The sequence below is a fragment of the Pandoraea captiosa genome (assembly GCF_902459775.1).
GTDB lineage: Bacteria > Pseudomonadota > Gammaproteobacteria > Burkholderiales > Burkholderiaceae > Pandoraea > Pandoraea captiosa.
Map to the genome: position 1 here is coordinate 741,842 of NZ_CABPSQ010000001.1, position 19,241 is coordinate 761,082.

At 64.2% G+C, this 19,241-nt stretch carries 16 protein-coding genes; 10 read left to right on the plus strand and 6 right to left on the minus strand.

Annotated features, from left to right (window positions below; translation table 11 throughout):
• Nucleotides 1-103: 103 nt before the first annotated feature.
• On the plus strand, nucleotides 104-778 hold the full coding sequence (locus PCA31118_RS03175; protein WP_044455942.1) for a response regulator: 675 nt from the start codon (nucleotides 104-106) through the stop codon (nucleotides 776-778).
• A 29-nt stretch (nucleotides 779-807) separates the two neighbouring features.
• Nucleotides 808-4,197: a hybrid sensor histidine kinase/response regulator gene (locus tag PCA31118_RS03180; RefSeq protein WP_150622870.1), complete on the plus strand. Its 3,390-nt coding sequence runs from the start codon at nucleotides 808-810 to the stop codon at nucleotides 4,195-4,197.
• Nucleotides 4,198-4,221: 24 nt separating this feature from the next.
• Here PCA31118_RS03180 and PCA31118_RS03185 read toward each other — a convergent pair whose 3' ends face one another.
• Nucleotides 4,222-5,127 carry a LysR family transcriptional regulator gene (locus PCA31118_RS03185; protein WP_150622872.1) on the minus strand — a complete coding sequence of 302 codons (906 nt, stop codon included), beginning with the start codon at nucleotides 5,125-5,127 and terminating at the stop codon, nucleotides 4,222-4,224.
• Nucleotides 5,128-5,259: 132 nt separating this feature from the next.
• On the opposite strand from PCA31118_RS03185, the gene hmgA reads away from it, so the two are divergent.
• Both hmgA and fahA read left to right on the plus strand, forming a co-directional pair.
• Complete coding sequence (hmgA, locus tag PCA31118_RS03190; protein ID WP_150622874.1) at nucleotides 5,260-6,579, plus strand: homogentisate 1,2-dioxygenase; 1,320 nt, start codon at nucleotides 5,260-5,262, stop codon at nucleotides 6,577-6,579.
• A gap of 99 nt (nucleotides 6,580-6,678) precedes the next feature.
• The gene (gene fahA / locus PCA31118_RS03195; protein WP_150622876.1) at nucleotides 6,679-7,953 is read left to right on the plus strand and encodes a fumarylacetoacetase; all 1,275 of its coding nucleotides are present in this window, start codon (nucleotides 6,679-6,681) and stop codon (nucleotides 7,951-7,953) included.
• 85 nt (nucleotides 7,954-8,038) lie between these two features.
• Here the strand turns inward: fahA and PCA31118_RS03200 are convergent, their stop codons facing one another.
• The 4 genes from PCA31118_RS03200 to astE form a co-directional block, all read right to left on the minus strand.
• Nucleotides 8,039-8,461, minus strand: coding sequence for a hypothetical protein (locus PCA31118_RS03200; RefSeq protein WP_150622878.1), 423 nt, complete (start codon nucleotides 8,459-8,461; stop codon nucleotides 8,039-8,041).
• 148 nt (nucleotides 8,462-8,609) lie between these two features.
• Nucleotides 8,610-9,794, minus strand: coding sequence for an AI-2E family transporter YdiK (gene ydiK, locus PCA31118_RS03205; protein ID WP_246190024.1), 1,185 nt, complete (start codon nucleotides 9,792-9,794; stop codon nucleotides 8,610-8,612).
• A 93-nt stretch (nucleotides 9,795-9,887) separates the two neighbouring features.
• On the minus strand, nucleotides 9,888-11,534 hold the full coding sequence (locus PCA31118_RS03210) for a hypothetical protein (protein WP_150622880.1): 1,647 nt from the start codon (nucleotides 11,532-11,534) through the stop codon (nucleotides 9,888-9,890).
• Between the two features lie 527 nt (nucleotides 11,535-12,061).
• Nucleotides 12,062-13,120 carry a succinylglutamate desuccinylase gene (gene astE, locus PCA31118_RS03215; RefSeq protein WP_150622882.1) on the minus strand — a complete coding sequence of 353 codons (1,059 nt, stop codon included), beginning with the start codon at nucleotides 13,118-13,120 and terminating at the stop codon, nucleotides 12,062-12,064.
• A 227-nt stretch (nucleotides 13,121-13,347) separates the two neighbouring features.
• On the opposite strand from astE, the gene astD reads away from it, so the two are divergent.
• The 6 genes from astD to PCA31118_RS03245 all read left to right on the plus strand — a co-directional run bounded on the left by astD (nucleotide 13,348) and on the right by PCA31118_RS03245 (nucleotide 18,234).
• A complete protein-coding gene (astD, locus tag PCA31118_RS03220) occupies nucleotides 13,348-14,829 on the plus strand; it encodes a succinylglutamate-semialdehyde dehydrogenase (RefSeq protein WP_150622884.1) in 1,482 nt (493 codons plus the stop codon).
• 66 nt (nucleotides 14,830-14,895) lie between these two features.
• Nucleotides 14,896-16,278 carry an N-succinylarginine dihydrolase gene (gene astB / locus PCA31118_RS03225; protein ID WP_150622886.1) on the plus strand — a complete coding sequence of 461 codons (1,383 nt, stop codon included), beginning with the start codon at nucleotides 14,896-14,898 and terminating at the stop codon, nucleotides 16,276-16,278.
• 60 nt (nucleotides 16,279-16,338) lie between these two features.
• A complete protein-coding gene (locus PCA31118_RS03230; protein WP_150622888.1) occupies nucleotides 16,339-16,905 on the plus strand; it encodes an NADPH-dependent FMN reductase in 567 nt (188 codons plus the stop codon).
• Between the two features lie 201 nt (nucleotides 16,906-17,106).
• Nucleotides 17,107-17,400, plus strand: a complete 294-nt coding sequence (locus tag PCA31118_RS03235) for a DUF1488 family protein (protein WP_150622890.1) — start codon at nucleotides 17,107-17,109, stop codon at nucleotides 17,398-17,400.
• Nucleotides 17,401-17,594: 194 nt separating this feature from the next.
• Nucleotides 17,595-17,810 (plus strand): DUF2964 family protein, encoded by a 216-nt coding sequence (locus PCA31118_RS03240; RefSeq protein WP_150622892.1) that lies wholly within the window; start codon nucleotides 17,595-17,597, stop codon nucleotides 17,808-17,810.
• Nucleotides 17,811-18,042: 232 nt separating this feature from the next.
• Nucleotides 18,043-18,234, plus strand: a complete 192-nt coding sequence (locus PCA31118_RS03245) for a DUF2964 family protein (protein ID WP_150622894.1) — start codon at nucleotides 18,043-18,045, stop codon at nucleotides 18,232-18,234.
• A gap of 83 nt (nucleotides 18,235-18,317) precedes the next feature.
• Here PCA31118_RS03245 and PCA31118_RS03250 read toward each other — a convergent pair whose 3' ends face one another.
• Nucleotides 18,318-19,055 (minus strand): class I SAM-dependent methyltransferase, encoded by a 738-nt coding sequence (locus PCA31118_RS03250; RefSeq protein ID WP_150622896.1) that lies wholly within the window; start codon nucleotides 19,053-19,055, stop codon nucleotides 18,318-18,320.
• Nucleotides 19,056-19,241: the final 186 nt, after the last annotated feature.

Below are 19,241 nucleotides of genomic sequence, written 5' to 3' on the forward strand. Positions count from 1 at the left end.
GCGTTGCCAAGACGCACATTCCTCTTTTGGGAAGCCATGACGCGTAGACACGGCGAAGGATCGCGCGCGCCCACGGCTGACTTCTTTTAAAAGGATCCTGCAAATGATGGTGAAGATTCTGATTGCCGACGATCATCCGATCGTGGCCTCCACGCTGCGTGAAATGCTTTCCCCGGACCCGGGATTTCACGTGCTGCCCCCGGTCTCCAACTCGACGGAGTTGTTCAAGGCGCTGGAGACGAATTCCGTCGACGTCCTGATCACCGATTACTGCATGCCGGGCGGTGCGTTTGGCGACGGCCTCGTCATGATCAATCGCGTGCGCCGCAAATATCCCGATGTGAAGATCATCGTGTTCACCTCGATCGAGCAGCCCGCAATCATCCACGCACTCGACAGTTGCGGCGTGCTGGGCGTGATGACGAAATCGGACGATTTGCGCGAGATCACGGTGTGCGTGGAGCGTTGCCGTCGGGGCATGAGCTACCGCGGTGGGCGTGCGGAGCAGATTCTCGAAGAGCAGATGCGCCGCAAGCCGACGGCTCGCCGTCCGCTCTCGCCGAAAGAAATGGAGGTGCTGCGCATGTACCTGGACGGCCAGAACGTGTCCCAGATTGCGGGCGCGCTCAAGCGCTCGGCCAAGACGATCAACAACCAGAAGCGCATGGCGATGTGCAAGCTGGGTTGCCGCACCGACATGGAACTGTTCAAACTGCATGTATCGAGTCCGGTCCAGTTCTCGCGTGACGGCGACGCCGAAGCGCCGAGTGCCGCCTGAGTCCGCCGCGCTCACCGACGTTGGAGTCTATGCCCGCCAGAACGATGACGCGCGACATCGCGATTGCCGGCCGCCTGCTTCGCATTGGTGGCCTGCTTGCCCTGCTGTTCGGTTTGTCGGTCTGGGTGGCGGCGGTGTCGTATGCCCTGTTCGGCACGCTGTGGCAAAGCGGGCAGAAGACCGAGTCGTTCTTTGCCGCAGTCGGGCGGGAAATCCGCGACCTCGAGATTTTCAACGAACAGGCCCGCGCGATGGCGCAGGCGACACAGGCGAGCTCGGCGCGTCCGAGTGGCGTGACGCAGGCGCTGACCGACCGTATTTTCAAACCTTTGGTGTCGATGCCGGTCGGTACGGCGCGACGTATTAGCGGGATCGGCTGGGACAGCGAATTCGAGATCGTCAAACTCGCCGACATCCCGCAAGAGCGCGCGGCATTGCTCGCACGCCTGACCTTGCGGCTCATGGTGCTCGACGCCAATTTCTGGAGCCCGCTAGACGCGCAGGACGAAACCTTCATCATTTACGCCGATGGCGCGTTCGCGACATATCGTCCTGCCATTGGCCGAGAAGCCTTCACGCCGGCCGATCTCGCCCGCGACACGCAGGCCATGCTCGCGGAGATCAATAAGGTCGAGCGTTATCACGCACGCGTTCGCGGTAACAGCGAAGGTCCGTTCTGGACCTACAACTACAAACATCCCGTCACACATCTGAAGACCGTATCGAGCTTCGTGCCGATTCGCGATCTGAACGGACACCTCGTGCTCTATGTGGGCACCAGCATGTCGCCGGAGATGATCGTGCCACCGCGCATGCGCCACCTCGAACGCACGGGCGAGGCCCTTCAACTGATCTCGGAGGATGGGCTCGTGATTGCCAGCGCCGGTCTCCCGCTGTCGTCCCTTGGTCATTTACGTACGCTGGTAACGTTGCCGCTATTCGGAGGTGCGCAGATGACGTTGCGCTCCGACGGGCAACGGCTGGTGTTCGAGCGGCGACTGGCATCCACACCATGGTTTGTGCGGTATGCGGTACGTCCGGCGCAATTGCTGCGGGAAAACGCAACGCTCTTGCTCGGTGCGACGTTGCTGCTGCTGTTGTATGCGACAGGGGTCTACGCCGGTATGCGTTACATGCGTCAGCGCATCATCGGGCCCGCGCGCCAGCGCACGACGGCGCTGCTCGAGCGCGATGCCTTCACGCAGACGCTCATCGAGACCGCGCCTGTCGGCATGGCGATCATCGACCCGTTCGAGCCCGCCGTGGTCATGAGCAACCCGGCGTATGCGGGCACCGTCGATCTGTTGCGACATCTGGGCGATGGCGAACTGACACGCATGTACCGACAACTACACAGCGGGGTGGTGGCACGGCCGGTGCGCCGTCTGTTGAGCGCGCTCGACGACGCCGGAGAGCGGCATTACGCGGTGAGTTTCGTCGATACCGTGTTTCGCGAACAGCCGGTGTTGATCGGTACGCTGTCGGACGTCACCGAGCAGCGCCGTTTCGAGTTGGAGCAGCGCAAGGCGCGTCTGGCTGCCGAAAGTGCCAATCGCGCCAAAGATGTCTTCCTCACGACGGTCAGCCACGAAATGCGTACGCCGCTCTACGGCACGCTGGCGTCGCTCGAACTGCTCAGCGCGCAGAATCTCGGCGACGATCATCGGTACTACGTCGACGTGATGGAGAGTTCGACGCGAAACCTGCTCGATCTCATCAACGACCTGCTCGACTATTCGCGCATTCAGGTCGGTCGTTTCGAGCTGAATTCGCGGGATTGCTCGCTGCTCAAGGAGCTCGAGGCGGTCGGACTGTCGTTCACGGGGCGTGCGCGCCTGCAGGGACTGACACTCGATTGGATGATCGACCCGCAACTGTCGCGCGCCGTGCATACCGATGCGCTGCGACTCGGACAGGTGGTGACCAATCTGGTCGGTAACGCCATCAAGTTCACCGAGCATGGGCATGTCGCGTTCAGCGCGATGGTCACGCGTGCCGACATGCAGGGCTGTGACGTTGCCTTCACGGTGAGCGATAGCGGTGTCGGCATTGCCGCGTCCGATCTGGCAGACCTGTTCAGGCCGTTTGGCAAGAGCACGACCGAGCCGGGTATGCAACACGGTACCGGCTTGGGACTGGCAATTTCGCATCAGTTCGTGGGCATGCTCGGCGGGGTGCTCACGGTCGACAGCGAGGAGGGTGCGGGCACGACCATGCGTTTCACCCTGCACCTGCCGTGGGCGCCCGAGAGCGAAGCGCCGCATATTGTGGCGTCGCATGAAACGTTCGCCTACGTGAGCGACATGGCGCGCCGCCACTGGTATCTCGAAGCACTGATTCGCCGCGCCGGCTTCGAGCCGATACGTTATGACGATGCGGTGTCATGGTCGACGGGGTCGGGACGCGATCGCGATTCCGGATTGCTGATGTTTGCGGACGAATGGCCCGTGCGTGGCATGGCGGGTGCGGAAGTCTACCTGCTGCGCGCCACGCCGGTGGATCGTCCGGCGGGCAGCGCGCCGACATGGCCGCGCGATATTGCGTTGTTCCAGCAAGCCGAGCTTTGGGACGCGCTGGGTTCGGCGCCGCGCCCAGGCCTGAGCGCCAATGGAAACCTTCCGGTGCCAGGCGCGACGAGTGCGCAGGCGCGTGTGAGACCGCTGGCGGGTTGGTATGTGCTGGTGGCCGACGATCATCCGATCAGCGGCATGCTGCTCTCGCGTCAACTGGAAGGGCTCGGGGCGATGGTCGATTGTTATCACGATCCGCGTGAAGCGCTCGACGCCTTCGACGCCGAATCCCATATGCTCGTGATCACCGACGCCAATATGCCGCATATCTCGGGGCATGCGCTGGCTACGGAAATCAAAGCACGGGCGCCTCATGTGCCGGTCGTGGTGGCGACGGCCGACGTCACGCTACGCAACGATCGGGAGGCCAAGTCTCCGTACGACGCCGTTGTCTACAAACCGGTGGATGCGCGCTCGCTGTTGCGCGTGATTGAACTGGTACGGGGTCGCTATCCGTCACTTTGCGTCGAGATCGCGCCGCTGCCCGCGTCTACACGGCTCGTCGAGAATGCGCCGAAGCCTGCGCCGCAGAGCGCGACGCCGAAGGATTGGCGCTTGCCGCTATCGGACATGCTCGACGCGTTCGTCAAAATTGCGGATCAGGACATCGCGAATTGTCGAACGGCCTTGGCCGAAGTGTCGCGCGAGATGCTTCGTCACTCCGCACATCGCTTGCGCGGCGGATTCATGGCGTTTGGGCTGAACTCGCTGGCGTCGCTCGCCGCGCAGGTCGAGCATCTGGCGCCGCAGGCATCCGTTGGGCAGATGGAGGCCGCATTCGATGCGCTCGACGCGGCGTGGAACGACTGGCTGAGGGCGCAAGGACACGCCATCGCGAGTGGCACGTGATGGCGTCGTCGCCGCGTGGGGTGTCTACTCCACGAAATGTTCCGAAATCAGCTGACGTAACCACTGGTTGCCGGCGTCCTGATGGTAGCGCCGGTGCCAGAACACATTGGTTTGCAGGGCAGGCAGACGCAGCGGCGGTTTGACGAAGCGCAAGCCGAACGGGGCCGCCGCACGTTCGGCGAACTTCTGCGGCACGGTGACCACCAGGTCGTTCGTGCTCACCACATAGGGCACTGCAATGAAATGGGGGACCCAGAAGTTGGCGTCGCTGCCAAAGCCGGCCTGCGCAAGCAACTGGTTGACGCGTGCGTACGGGTTGTCGCCCGTTGCCACGAACAGATGCCGCGCCGCCTTGAACTCCGCCAGACCGGCGTCGGGCGTGTCGAGCGGGTGTCCGACACGAAACATGCTCACGTATTGCTGGCGGAACAGCCGACGCTGGAAGAACGGGCCGGTCAGATCGTCAAAGGCGCCCACCGCGAGATCGATTCGTCCGGCCGCCATCGCTTCCTTGAGGTCGGGCAGCGTTGTTCGAACCGTGCGGATCCGAACGCCTGGCGCCAGATGCGTGCACAGATCGATGAGTGCCGGCATGAAATACACCTCGCCCACGTCGGTCATTGCCAACGTAAATTCTCGCTGACTGCTCGCCGGATCGAAGGCCTCACGGTGATTGATCGCGCGGGAAATCCCCGCCAGCGCTGCGGACACCGGCTCGGCCAGTGCCTCGGCGAAAGGCGTGGGCTGCATGCCTGTGCTGGTTCGCGTGAACAGTTCGTCCTCGAATGTTTGACGCAGGCGAGCCAGCCCGTTGCTCACGGCAGGCTGGGATAGCCCCAACTCCCGCGCGGCCTGGGAAATACTGCGATGGGTAAGCACCGCATGAAACACGACCAGCAGGTTCAGATCGACGTCACGTAACGAAATCATGGTGTGACCGACACCGCGAATGCCCCGAGCATTATTTGCAATGTGAATAGAGTGGATTTCTCTATTTATATCGCAAAATGTGGTCGCTTGGCGGACAATGTTCGCATTCGACATCAGGAGACGAGGTCATTCATGCGTCAAGCAGACCAAATTCAGGGGGAGTTGGGTTACCTGTCCGGTTTCACCAATGAGTTCGCAACCGAGGCTTTGCCCGGTGCGCTGCCTGTCGGGCAGAACTCGCCGCAGCGTGCGCCCTACGGCCTCTACGCCGAACAGCTCTCGGGCACGGCATTCACCGCGCCGCGCGGCCATAACCGCCGCTCGTGGGTCTACCGCATTCGTCCCGCCGCCATGCACAAGCCGTTCACCCCGGTGGACAATGCACGCTGGCTGAGCCGTTTCGACGACGTGCCGACGCCGCCTAACCAGATGCGCTGGGACCCGCTGCCGATGCCCGACACGCCGACCGATTTTGTCGACGGCATGGTGACGATGGCCGGCAACGGTAGTCCGGACGCAGGTCACGGCTGCGGCATTCACGTATACGCCGCCAACAAGTCGATGGACGGTCGCTTCTTCTACAACGCCGACGGGGAACTGCTGGTCGTGCCGCAGGAAGGGCGGCTGCGTATCGCCACCGAATTCGGTGTCCTCGAGGTCGAGCCGTACGAGATCGCCGTGTTGCCGCGCGGCGTGCGCTTTCGGGTCACGCTGCCCGACGGGCGCGCGCGCGGCTATGTGTGCGAGAACTATGGTGCGCTGTTCCGCCTGCCGGACCTGGGCCCCATCGGCTCCAACGGGCTGGCCAATCCGCGCGATTTCCTGACCCCGGTCGCGGCTTACGAAGACGTGGAAGGGGACTTCGAACTGGTCGCCAAGTTCGGCGGCGCCCTGTGGCGCGCCGATATCGGTCACTCGCCGCTCGACGTCGTGGCCTGGCATGGCAACTACGCGCCTTACAAGTACGATTTGCGTCACTTCAATACGATCGGGTCGATCAGCTACGACCACCCGGACCCGTCGATCTTCCTGGTGCTTCAGTCGCAGAGCAACACGCCGGGCGTGGACGACATCGACTTCGTCATTTTCCCGCCGCGTTGGCTGGCGATGGAAAACTCGTTCCGTCCGCCCTGGTTCCACCGCAACATCGCCAGCGAGTTCATGGGCCTGATCCACGGCGTGTACGACGCCAAGGCCGAAGGGTTCGTGCCGGGTGGCGCGAGCCTGCACAACTGCATGTCGGGTCACGGCCCCGATGCGGACACGTTCGAGAAGGCGTCCGCCGCCGACACGAGCAAGCCGCACAAGGTCGACGCGACGATGGCCTTCATGTTCGAGACGCCCGCGGTCATTCGCCCGACGCGTTTTGCACTGGAGACCAAACAGTTGCAAGACAACTACTACACGTGCTGGCAGGGTCTGAAGAAGCACTTCAACCCGAACCAGAAGTAAGCGGCATCGCGCCATAACATTCTCATTACCAAGACGGCCGACCGGGCGCAGGTTATGCGCCCGGTCGGCCTGAGCGTTACCTCGAACAAGGAATTCCACATGTCTGCTCTCCTGCAAAGCTGGGTCGCGTCCGCCAACACCGGCGTGACGGATTTCCCGCTGCAAAACCTGCCGTACGGTGTTTTCAGCACGCAAGCGCAACCCACGCCGCGCGTTGGCGTTGCGATCGGCGATCAGGTGCTCGACCTGGCGGCGCTCGAAGCAGCGGGCGTGCTCAAGGCCGGCGACGTGCCGGTGTTCGCGCAGGCATCGATCAATGCCTTCGTTGCACTGGGCAGCGCCGCATGGCGCGCCACGCGTGCGCGCCTGACATCGCTGCTGGCCGCCGATGGCGACGCATCGCTGCGTGAGAACGCCGCGCTCAAGGCACAGGCGCTCGTGCCGCTCGCGCAGGCTACGCTGCATCTGCCGGTCGATGTGCCGGGCTACACCGATTTCTATTCGTCGAAAGAGCATGCGACCAACGTCGGCAGCATGTTCCGCGACCCGGCCAACGCACTTTTGCCGAACTGGCTCGAGATCCCGATCGGTTACAACGGGCGTGCCAGCTCGGTTGTGGTGAGCGGCACGCCGCTGCATCGGCCGAACGGTCAGATCAAACTGCCGGATCAGGCGCGTCCGATTTTCGATGCTTGCCGCAAGCTCGACTTCGAACTCGAAACCGGCTTCATCGTTGGCCGCGATACCGAATTGGGCGAATCGCTGAGCGTGGAAGCGGCCGAAGCGGCGATCTTCGGCATGGTGGTACTCAACGACTGGTCCGCCCGCGATTTGCAGCAATGGGAGTACGTGCCGCTCGGCCCGTTCAACGCGAAGACGTTCGGTACCTCCATCTCGCCCTGGGTGGTCACCATGGAAGCGCTGGAGCCGTTCCGCGTGGCCGGCCCGGAACAGACGCCGGAACCTCTGTCGTATTTGCAGCAGCAGGGCAAGCATGCGTTCAACATCGAACTCGAAGTGCTGCTGCAGGCCGAGGGCGACGCCGAACCGACGTCCATCTGCCGCACCAACTTCCGTCACATGTACTGGAGCATGGCGCAACAGTTTGCTCACCACACCGTGTCGGGTTGCAACGTGCGCGTGGGCGATCTGATGGGCTCGGGCACGATCAGCGGTCCGACGCCGGATTCGTTCGGCAGCCTGCTCGAATTGACGTGGAACGGAAAGAACCCGATCACGCTGGCCGGCGGCGCGAAGCGTACGTTCATCGAAGACGGTGACACCGTCGTGATGGCTGGCTGGTGCCAGGGCGACGGCTACCGTGTCGGCTTCGGTGAGGTATCCGGCAAGATCCTGCCTGCCAAGGCACGCTGAAATGCGGCGCGCTCACTCGGGCCAGCAGGACTTCCCTGGCGCCCACTGAGGTCCAGTGGGGCCCAGTGGGGCCCAGTGGCGCGCACTAAGAAAGGCAGGCCGACGCCTGTTTGATCGCCGCGGTGTATGCAACGCGTCGTACCGGTTCACCGGTCGGCGCGTTTGCTTTTGGCGAGGCAACTGCTGCGTCTCCCGCATTGGGCGGGCGCTCGGCAACGAGCGGCAGACGCTGCCACCATGGATTGACGCGTGCGACGAGAAGGCTCGCCGTGACGCGGCATCGCGTTGGGGTGTAAGCCAGTTCGTTCGCCACGCGCCGCAGCAGCGGCGGGTCGCCGAGGCGGGCACGGCGCGGCACGCGCAACGTGCGTGTCTGTCGATTCTGGCGTGCCGGTTGCGTGGCGGGCGGGCCTGCCGAGGGGGCGGCGCAAGGGGCGCAAGGGGCGGAAGGGGCGCAGGCGGCGCTGGCGCATGAAGTCGGCTTCGAGTGGGGCGTCGAGCGTGGCATTCGGTGTCTCCGGCAAACGTGTGAGTGTGGGAGACATTTAGCCACGGCACGGCGGCGCGCGACAGGTGAAGGAATCCGAAAAATGGGTACGGGGCGCGTGACGAACGCACCCTGCGGACTTACCGAAGCATGGCGGGCACGGCACGTCTCATCGACGTTTGTGGCCGTCGGACGCTGCCGGCGCCAGCGTTTCCTGGGGGGCCTGGGTCCCGCCGTCCGGCAACGCCGATTCGGTGCCCGATGCGCTCAGCGGCGCACCGGCCGGTGCCGTGGCAGGCCGGTTCAGGCCTTCATTGATCCAGGCCATCAGCAGCGTATAGGTCACGGCGAGAATGACAGGTCCGACGAACAGCCCGACGATGCCGAAGGTGAGCATGCCGCCGAGCACGCCCGCGAGGATCAGCGTCATCGGCAGATCGGCGCCGCGGCGAATGAGCATCGGGCGCATCACGTTATCCAGCATGCCGATAATGACCGAGAGCACCAGCAGGAGGGTCGCGAGCGTTGGACTGTCCTGCCAGTACAGCCATGCCACGCTCGAGAGCAGCACCGGGAACGGTCCGATCTGCGCGATGCACAGCACGAGCATCAATGCCGTCAAAAATCCCGACAACGGCACGCCGGTGAGCCAGAGTCCGAGGCCGCCGAGCAGCGATTGTGTCACGGCGGTGACAACGATGCCCAGCGCCACGGCGCGAATCGACATGCCGGCCAGCCGAACGGACTCTTCGCCGCGATCGCCACCGAGGCGACGCGCAATCCGGATCAACGCGCGTGCTGCACGCTCGCCTTGCATGAAGAGAATGCCGGAGATGATGAGCGTGAGGCCGAGGTGAACCACCAGCAGGCCGATCGACCCCAATTTGGCGAATCCCCACGAGGCGGCCTTCACCGCGTAAGGCTGAATCCGGGACACCAGCCCGCCGGGGCCCGCAGCCGCCAGCGCCTGCCATTCGTCGCTCGCGCGCTGGCCGACCACGGGAATCCGGGCCAGCCAGTCGGGCGGCATTGGCAGGCCGTGCTGACCGATCGAATGGACCTGATCGCTAATGTCCGCCGCATGCCCGATGAGCGTACCGATGGCGGCCGACAGGGGCGCGACCACGATGATGAGCATGCCAAGGATCATGACGGTGGTGGCGAGCCATCGCTTGCCCCACAGGCGGCGTTGCAGACCAACGAGCAGCGGCCATGTGGAAGCGACGATCGTGACGGCCCAGATGAAAGCTGGCAGGAACGGCAACAGCACCCATAACGTGCCGACGATCAACAGTCCAAGGACCAGCACGATCAGCAGATTGCGGGCGAGTTCGCTCGGCGTGGTGTTCAGCATAGGCGCTCCGGCCGGGTTGTCATGCGCAAAGAACGCGCTTGGAGAGCAAGATGCCATGCCGGCGCAGTCACGGCAAGTGCGGGCAACACTTCGTCACAAAGGCGTGCGGCATTCGGCGGCGTCGACGGGCTCACTGTCGCCTTCGCGCGACGTCTCGCGATAAATTCCCAAGGGAGCGACGGACGTGCCGTGTTTTCGCGTCTGAGGCATGTCGGCAGCACGCAGTGGCCCCGATTTGTTGTCGGACGACACGCGGTGGGTGGTTTCCATCGGCAAGAAGACGGAATCGTCGCCCGAAGTGTCACCGGAGGTGTCGCAATCCGGTATGCGTGTGTTGTCCGAGGGGCGGGGGCGCCGCAATGCACGAGTCGGGGCGGACTCGCTGGCCGGGCTGTCGGGCAGATCCGACTGGGATCCGGCGGACGAATGTCCCGAGTCGCCTTGCGACGTGACCGTGGCGGTGCTGATCTTCGGGCGGCCCCGTCGGCGCAGGTATGCCGTGGCAATGGCATCGTGTCGCGCGGAGATGCCCTGCATCGATACGAACGTCGCGATCAGACCGTAGAGCACGCTGAGCACTGCCTGTGAGTGCCAGTCGATACCGGCGCTGTCGTTCGGCTCGGAAGCTGTGTCCATCGTGGCCATCGTGCAGGGCATGGCGGTCGTTGCCGGTATCGTCGTGTTTCCCGAAGTCACGGGATAGCGATCGGAGGCGACGTCGTCTGCGTTGAGCTGCGTGAGCGCGCGGTGAAATGTCGACAGGAAATAGAACCCGAGCGACAGCGTGAGCCAGATGGCCTTCGGAGCACTCGATTGCAGCAGCTCGACGAGATGCGTGCGAAAGGATCGCCAGAACGGCGTGGACGCGCCGGGCGGCATGTCGTCGCTCATCTGGCAGATCAGATCCCCGAAGCGGTCTTGCAGCAACGGTTCGAGTCTCGCGTCTTCCGGCGCAAGGGCAATGCGATCGACGATCGGCCCGAGAAATGCCCCCGGAATCGGGCACAGCAGGATTTCCAGGCATGAGTGGATCGTGTTGCCGAATCGGCTGGCCATGATGCCCGGCAGCGCAGCAGACAATCCCGCTTCGGCGCCGAGTCGTGCCAGATTGCGAACCACGCCATAGCAGAACACGAAACCCACAACGTGCGCGGCCACGTCGCGCACCGGATTGCGTAACGTTGCGCTGATGGACTCCAGCGCCTGCGTCGGCGTGACTTGCCCCAACCGGCTCGCCCAGGACGGATGCGCTGCGTTAAAGCGCGCCATACCGACAATGTTGATCAACACCACGCCAAGCGCTTCGATCGGAGGCCACATCATCGCCAACCGGCGCTTGGGGTCGACCGTATCGACCAGAACCGACAGGAGGGTGGCGCCGAGCGCGAATGGGAATGCGTCGCGCTCCAGCCCGGTGCGCATCGCCCGCCATGACACGCCCGGATGCTCATGACGCACGAGCGCGTCGAATCGTCGGCGCACCTTGTCGACGCTCAGCCCGCGTTGCGCGAGAAGCTGCGCCTCGGTGCGCAGGTGGGGCAGGAGGTCATCGAACCACGGCGGAGTGCCGGTCACGGCGGCGGGGCGGGCGGGATGACGGCAGGCATGCGTGGCGCCACGATGCGCGCGCTCGAAGCGGCGCAGCGCAGGAATGGCGATCTCGTCGCGAAGCATGACGTAAATTTGCGCGGCACTGCCCGGCGCGGCACGGCAGGCAGCAGCGCCGCTTATCTGGGGCATCGCACGGGTCGGCTCGATTCTATGTTCGCGCGCGATCGGTTGCGCCACACTCGCGTGCCGGCTGACGCTTCGGCTTTGTCGCAACGCGACTGCGCTTTGTTGTGCACGCGAAAAGTCTTCGACGAGATGGCACCGCGTCCCGGATCTCGCATCCAACATCGGGCGCTCGATAGTCAGGCCGTGAGTGCGGGGAAAAACAGGGGCGGCGCAAGAGAAGTCCTGAGGCATGTCGTCGATGGACGGCCGCACACGCGCGATTTCCTTTGCCCGAGCCGCAAGCCGCCGTTTCCGTTTCGCAGGAGAAATGAAGTGGGCGATGCTACCTGCATCCCCGCGCGCCGACGACGCCCGGACAGGCGTTTAAAAACGTTCATTCGCGATGCTGCGTAGCCGTCCCGGCCAACCGCGCCTGACATTGCGCCGGCGATCACGCAAACCGCAGCGACCCGGAGCGATCCGCAGTAAGCCACAGTAAGCCGCAGCAGACTGCTGCAAAACTACCGTGGCCCGACACTCGCGAGCAATCGCTACTCCGGCACGACCATGACGCCTGCACGCAGCCCATTGGCCACATTCGGATTGGGAAACACGATGCGTTCTTCCGGATGAGAAACGGTGTAGACGGTCTCGCCGTCGCGCGCGAGGACGGTGCCCGCCGGATACGGCGTGAAGTTCGGCGTATCGGCGGGTACATCGAGCACGAAAGCGTCGGTGCGCCGCACGATTTCCGCGGCGACGCGAAAGCGTTTCGGGTGACGCACTTGTCCATCGTCGCGTGCCGTCATTTCGCCGCCGGACAGCCAACGGCGCAGCGCGGCATCGATGCCGGAAAAATCTTCGAGCCGGTTTTGACCGAACGGCGCGACCTTGCCCAGCTCGAGCGTGCAGCTTTGCGCGCCGAAACGTGCGCAGGTGAAATAGGAAAACGTAATCGACGGCTGTTCGGTACGCATCGTTGCCTCGATGTCGGCCGCCCCGAGCGTGTCGAACCACTCGTCGGTGGGCGGATGCCGGGGCGTGCCCGGCACGACGGCAAAGCGCTGGAACAACGAGGCGCGAATGGCAGTGTGCATGTCGACGTGACGGCGCGCGCGACGCACGCCGCCCACCCCGCCCACCTCGCCGAAGAACTCCCCGACGATCACTTCAAGCTCGCGCGCACGCTGCACGGCCGGCGACTCGGGGCGCTTCGCGTGCGCGCCCTGAAACAAGCGGTTCAGGTCGTACTCCAGGTAGCGTTTGCCGGCCCGTACCGCATCGGGATTGCCGAGGACGACGAGCACGCGCTCGCGCAACGTGAGGCGACCATCGGCAATGTCGCGCAGGATCCCGTCGACAATTTCGATGGGCGCCGTCTCGTCGCCGTGAATGCCGCAGGACAGGATGGCATCGTAGCGATGGCCGGTCTGCGCCACGGCGTCGGCGGCGTGTGGGGATGGAGCGGCAGGCGCCAGTTCCAGTACGCCTTCGGCATGCCGTTTCCACCGCACGCCGCAGGGGTCGATGCCGGTGTCGTGGCGATGATCGCGCGAATCGAGGACGTCGCTGAGCCAGTGGTGTAGTGCCGAACGAGGGACATCGTTCATGATGAGAAATCTCCGGAAACTTAACGCCGTATTCTATGCGTGTCTATGTGTGTCTATGCGCGTGCAGGGCGGGAGAGTCGTCGCGCGCTGCGCGAATCCGGTCGACAACGGTTTGCCGGGAATGCCCGAGCCCCGACGTCACCGCATTGTTCCGGCTGCCGAATCCATGTCATCATGATCCGCATCGCACGCCGCACTATCGGGCGTGCCCCCCGGGATTGCCGTTCATGACCGATCTGTATATCGAAGGTGTCTGGCGCAGCGCCGGCGGTGCGCAATTCCGCTCTCTCGATCCCATGTCGGGCGATGTCGTCTGGCAAGGGCGCGCGGGCAGTGCCGCCGATGTCGATGCCGCCGTCCAGGCCGCGCGGCGCGCGCAACGTGATTGGGCGCGCCTGGGTGTGGATGCGCGGCTCGCCGTTTTGCAGCGCTTCGCGGCCATCGTTGCCGCCAACACCGAAACGCTGGCCGATGCGATCGGTCGCGAGACGGGCAAGCCGCTGTGGGAAGCCCGCACCGAAGTGGCGACGATGTCCGCCAAGATCACGCATTCAGCGCGCGCGTATGAGGAGCGCACGGGGGAGCGCCGAACCGCGGTCGCCGACGGCGAAAGCGTGGTCCGTCATCGCGCGCACGGCGTCATGGCCGTGTTCGGCCCGTACAACTTCCCGGGGCATCTGCCCAACGGTCATATCGTCCCGGCGTTGCTGGCGGGCAATACGGTCGTCTTCAAGCCGAGTGAACTTGCCCCGGGCGTGGCGGCACGCACGCTCGACTGCTGGGTCGAAGCGGGGCTGCCGCCCGGCGTCATCAATCTCGTGCAAGGCGGGCGCGAGACGGGCGCGGCGCTGGCCGCTCATTCCGATATCGATGGCGTGTGCTTCACGGGCAGCTCTGCCACAGGGCGCGCGCTGCACCAGCAGTTCGCAGGACGGCCGGACAAGATCCTCGCGCTGGAGATGGGCGGCAACAATCCGCTGGTCGTCGACGCGCCGCAAGACGTCGACGCTGCCGTACACCTGACCATCCAGTCGGCATTCCTTTCCGCCGGACAGCGTTGCACGTGCGCCCGGCGCTTGCTCGTGCCGCGTGGGGCGCAAGGCGACGCCTTCATCGAGCGTCTGACGCATGTCACGCAGCGTATCAGTGTCGGTCGCTACGACGCCGAGCCTCAACCGTTCATGGGCGCCGTCGTGTCGTTGCAGGCGGCACGTCGCATGACGGCCGCACAAGCCGATTTGATGTCGCTGGGCGCGCGCATCATTCTGGCGTTGTCCCAGCCGGATGGCCGCTCGGCGCTGCTCACGCCGGGGCTCATCGACGTGAGCGCGCCCGCCGCGCGCGGTGCATTGCCCGACGATGAGTATTTCGGCCCGCTGCTGCAAATGATTCGATACGACACGTTCGATGAGGCCATTGCTCTCGCGAATCGCACGCGCTACGGTCTGGCCGCCGGGTTACTGTCCGACGATCCCGCCCGGTATGAACAGTTTCTCGCTGAGATTCGCGCCGGTGTCGTCAACTGGAATCGGCCGACGACGGGCGCGGCTGGCGCAGCGCCGTTCGGTGGCGTCGGCCTGTCGGGCAATCACCGACCCAGTGCCTGGTACGCCGCGGACTATTGCGCGTACCCGATTGCCTCGATGGAATCGCCGCGCGCAGTGCTACCGGAGCGGCTGAGTCCCGGACTGGATTTTGACGCGCGCTGATTCGGGCACAATGCCGCACAATAAGTCACACGGAATCGACCGATTCCGCCTTCTTCAGGAACAGATATGACGCGCTTTGCCCTCGAAGCCAACTTCGACGGACTGGTCGGCCCCACGCACAACTACGCGGGGTTATCGTTCGGCAACGTCGCTTCGGCGAACAATGCCAACCGCGTCTCCAATCCCAGGGACGCCGCGCTGCAAGGGCTCGCGAAGATGAAAGCGCTGGCCGATCTCGGCTACGCCCAGGGGGTTTTGCCGCCGCAGGAGCGTCCGTCGGTCGGGTTGTTGCGCACCCTCGGATTTACGGGCGACGACAAGACGGTCATTCGTGAAGCAGCCCGCACGGCGCCGGGCCTGCTGGGCGCCGCCTGCTCGGCGGCCAGCATGTGGACGGCCAACGCCGCCACCGTGAGCCCTTCGGCGGACACCTCCGACGCCCGAGTGCACTTCACTGCCGCGAACCTTTGCAGCAAGTTGCATCGCGCCATTGAACACGAGACGACGTCGCGTATTCTGCGGGCGGCCTTTCCCGACGAATCCCGCTTCGCACACCATGATGCGTTGCCGGGCTGGCCGTCGCTCGGCGACGAGGGCGCGGCCAACCATACGCGGCTGTGCGGCGCTTATGGCGAGCGCGGCGTCGAGTTCTTCGTCTACGGTCGTGACGATCTCGCCAGCACGCCTGCACCGCGCCGGTTTCCGGCGCGTCAAACGTTGCAGGCGAGCCAGGCCATTGCCCGGTTGCACGGTCTGAGCGACACGGACGTCGTGTTTGCTCAGCAGCATCCCGATGCCATCGATGCCGGTGTCTTTCATAACGACGTGATCGCCGTCGGTAACGGCAATGTGCTGTTTTGCCACGCGCAGGCCTTCGTCGATCAGCCGATGGTGCTGGCCACGCTGCGAGAGCGGCTGGCCGCCCGCGGCACGCAACTGGAGGTTGTCGAGGTATCGGCGGACGACGTCTCGGTGGAGGATGCCGTCGGCAGCTACCTCTTCAACAGTCAGTTGCTCGCGCGTGCGCCGGAGGCGGGCGGCGGCATGCGGCTGGTGGTGCCGCAAGAGTGTCGCGAGCGTCCGGCGGTGTGGCGCTATCTGGAATCCTTGGTGGCCAGCGGTGGCCCGATTCGCGAACTCCACGTATTCGATTTGCGCGAGAGTATGCGCAACGGGGGCGGTCCGGCCTGTCTGCGTCTGCGCGTGGTGCTCACGCAGGAGGAGCGCCAGGCGGCGCACGCCGGACTATGGATGGACGACGCGCGCCATGCATGCCTCACGGACTGGGTGAAGCGTCACTATCGCGATCGGCTGGCCGTAGACGATCTTGCCGATCCCGGATTGCTCGACGAATCCCGCACGGCGCTCGATGAACTCACACGACTGCTCGGTCTGGGCAGTCTTTATCCATTCCAGCGCGACGCGTCCCGTGCGGCAATGGCTCGTTGAGCCGTCACGGCACGTCGCGACGCTTGTCTTTCCCGATCCGACACGAAAGGAGTCGATTCCATGACGACGATCATTGGTTTGTCCGGCAGCCTGCGAAAGGGCTCATACAACACCGCGCTGCTGGTGGCGGCGAAGTCGCTGGCGCCGGCCGGCGTCACGCTCGATGTGCGGACGTTGCACGGGATTCCGCTCTACGACGGCGACGTGGAGGCGAGTGAGGGGATTCCGGCAGCGGTCACCGCGCTCAAGGACGCCATCGCACAGGCGGACGGCCTGTTGCTCGCTACCCCCGAGTACAACAACGGCATGCCGGGCGTGTTCAAGAACGCCCTCGATTGGCTATCGCGTCCGCCTGCGGATAGCGCGCGAGTATTCCGCGACAAGCCGGTGGCGATCATGGGGGCTTCGCCGGGCGGCTTCGGCACCATCCTTAGCCAGAATGCCTGGCTGCCCGTGTTACGCACGCTCCAAACGACCCCTTGGTGGCAAGGGCGTCTGATGGTGTCGCACGCGAACAAGGTCGTCGACGTGGACGGCAACCTTCAGGACGACGCGGTGCGTCAGCAACTGGCCGATTTCATTGCGGGATTCGTCGGCTTCCTCGATGCGTGCAAAACGAAGGCGTAACGTAGTTTAATAAAAATCAACAGGTTACGGACAATTCTTCAGGTTTTTTATGAAGTATGCCGTCGTCCGGAACCTTATCCAATCGATCCGGCCGAACCGATAAGCGACGTCATTATCGGTTCGGCCGACCATGCACTATGCTGGATGGAACGTGTCGGCCGACACGTCGTCTGCGTCCTTTCGTCAACCGGGGGTGCCGCCATGCAAATCGAGTTTCCGGATCACCGTCCCATGTTCAACTACGAAGACCTGACGATCGAGTTTGCGGTTGTCGTCAATGGCCGCCCCATCGATTGTGCCGTCTCGGCCGAAGCGCTCGAATCACACTTTCATGCCCATTCCGCACGGGCCGACGATCTGCTTCATGCCTTCGAGCATGGACGCAGCCGCATCCACGCACTCACGCGCGAGTATCTGGCCATGGGCCTGCCTGGCCCCGTGCTGCTTCGCAGTGGGCACTTCCGTTGGGCGCAGCAGCACGAAGCTCGCCGCTGAGCGGCACTTCGCCGATTCAGGCCTGAAGCCTCCTATGGAGGGAATGTCTCCGGTCACGGGCGTTGACGCGCGTCAATGCCCGTTTGTTTAGGCATGCGACTCAATTGGCGAGCCAAGGGGATCGGCGTACACTGATGTTGCCGCTAAAGAGGTTACATGAGCGGTACCATCGCCGATAACTATAAGGAGTCGCTATGGGCTCGGAATTTCGCGTCGTCATTGCCTCGATCGCGGCCTTCATGACGCTTGGCGGCGCATTCGCCACCATCCACGGTCTGCTCTACGACAAATCGCACGTCATGCACGGGGGCGTCATCACGGTGCTGTTCGGCATTCTGTTCATCGTCGTCATGCTCACGCCCTGGCCGCGCGACGAAGAGAGCGAGGCCGATGCCAAGCGCAAGACGTGAGTCGCGGCGTCGCCAAGCCGCCAAGCCACCAAGCCGGTGAACCTGTCACATCGCGCGTGATCGTCTAACGCTTTGCTGCCCGGCGTCCTACACTGAAAGTGAGGGACGCCGTCGAAGCCACCCCGGATCCGCCCCCTCGCGTGTCGCATTCCTGGCACGTCGGGGGATCGCCGGATCTCGCGGTCGCCACTTTCCGCTTCGCAACGGGCGTGGCCTCGTTGTGAGGTGGCGTATGTGTTCCGATACCCGCGTCGTCATTGCCTCCGTCGCAGCATTCGTCATGCTGGGAGGCATTTTCGCCACTATCCACGGCCTGCTGTTCAACTTGCCCGAGGTCTCGCGCTATGGCGTGGCGGCCGTGCTGGCAGGCGCGACATGCACGGCCACGATGCTTATCCCCTGGGGGGCTCGCGACGAGTCCTGACGGGCGGCATGGACGCTTCGGTCACGCTCGCCGACGTGCTGCAGGGAACCCGCTGCATGGCCTCAATCTGCCCCGCACGCAATTCAGACGAGTCGGGCGCGCAAGCACATGAATGCCGGCGCCTGAGAGAGCTCGTCGTAGAGTCGCGGGCTGACCGTCTTCATCTCCGGCAACGGCAGCGGTTCGACCATCCGATCGAGTTGCCAGCCGGCGTCGGCTGCCGCATTCAGAATTCCGGCGAGCGGCCGACGGTATGACTCCACGTACGGTTTCGGTTCGCCGAAACCACTCCAGTACATGCCGAAGCGCGTCGTCTCGAAGTAGGTGCGATTGCGCCGCGTGCGCTCGTCGAGCCAGTCGCGCATCGGGTGGCCCATCGACCAGACCAGTGTGGCGCCGGGTTTTGCGACGCGCGCGAATTCGCGGAATGTCGGCGCAAGGTCTTCGACGTAGTCGAGGGCGAGGGCGCTGACGATGGCATCGAAGCTGTCGTCGGCCAGCGAGGTGAACGGGGTGCCGAGGTCCTGAACGTCGAACGTTGCGGGCATGCCGTTGCACCTCTCACGCGCGAGGTCGATCATCTCCGGCGTGACATCGATGCCATGCACCGTTGCCCCTTGTTCGATAAGCCAGGCGCTGTTGATGCCGGGACCGCATCCGGCGTCCAGCACGTGCAGGCCGGCGACGTCGCCCAGCAATGCGCGCGTCGCCGGACGCTCATACAGGGCGTTATGAGGCTTTGTGACGGCCATCTCGGCGTAGCGCGTGGCGAAACTGGCGTAGGCGGTGCGTCCCATCGACGCGGATTTGGCTGACGACATACGTGACTCCAGGGGGCGGTTGAAAAATGCGGGGTGCGATTTTAACGCCAAAGGTCACGCCAAAGGTCACGCCAAAGATAACGCCAAAGATAACGCCAAAGATAACGCCAAAGATAACGCCAATGAAGCATTGCACGTCGTCCGTCCGTGTTTCGGTGTCACCGATGTGGGACAATGTCGGCCTTC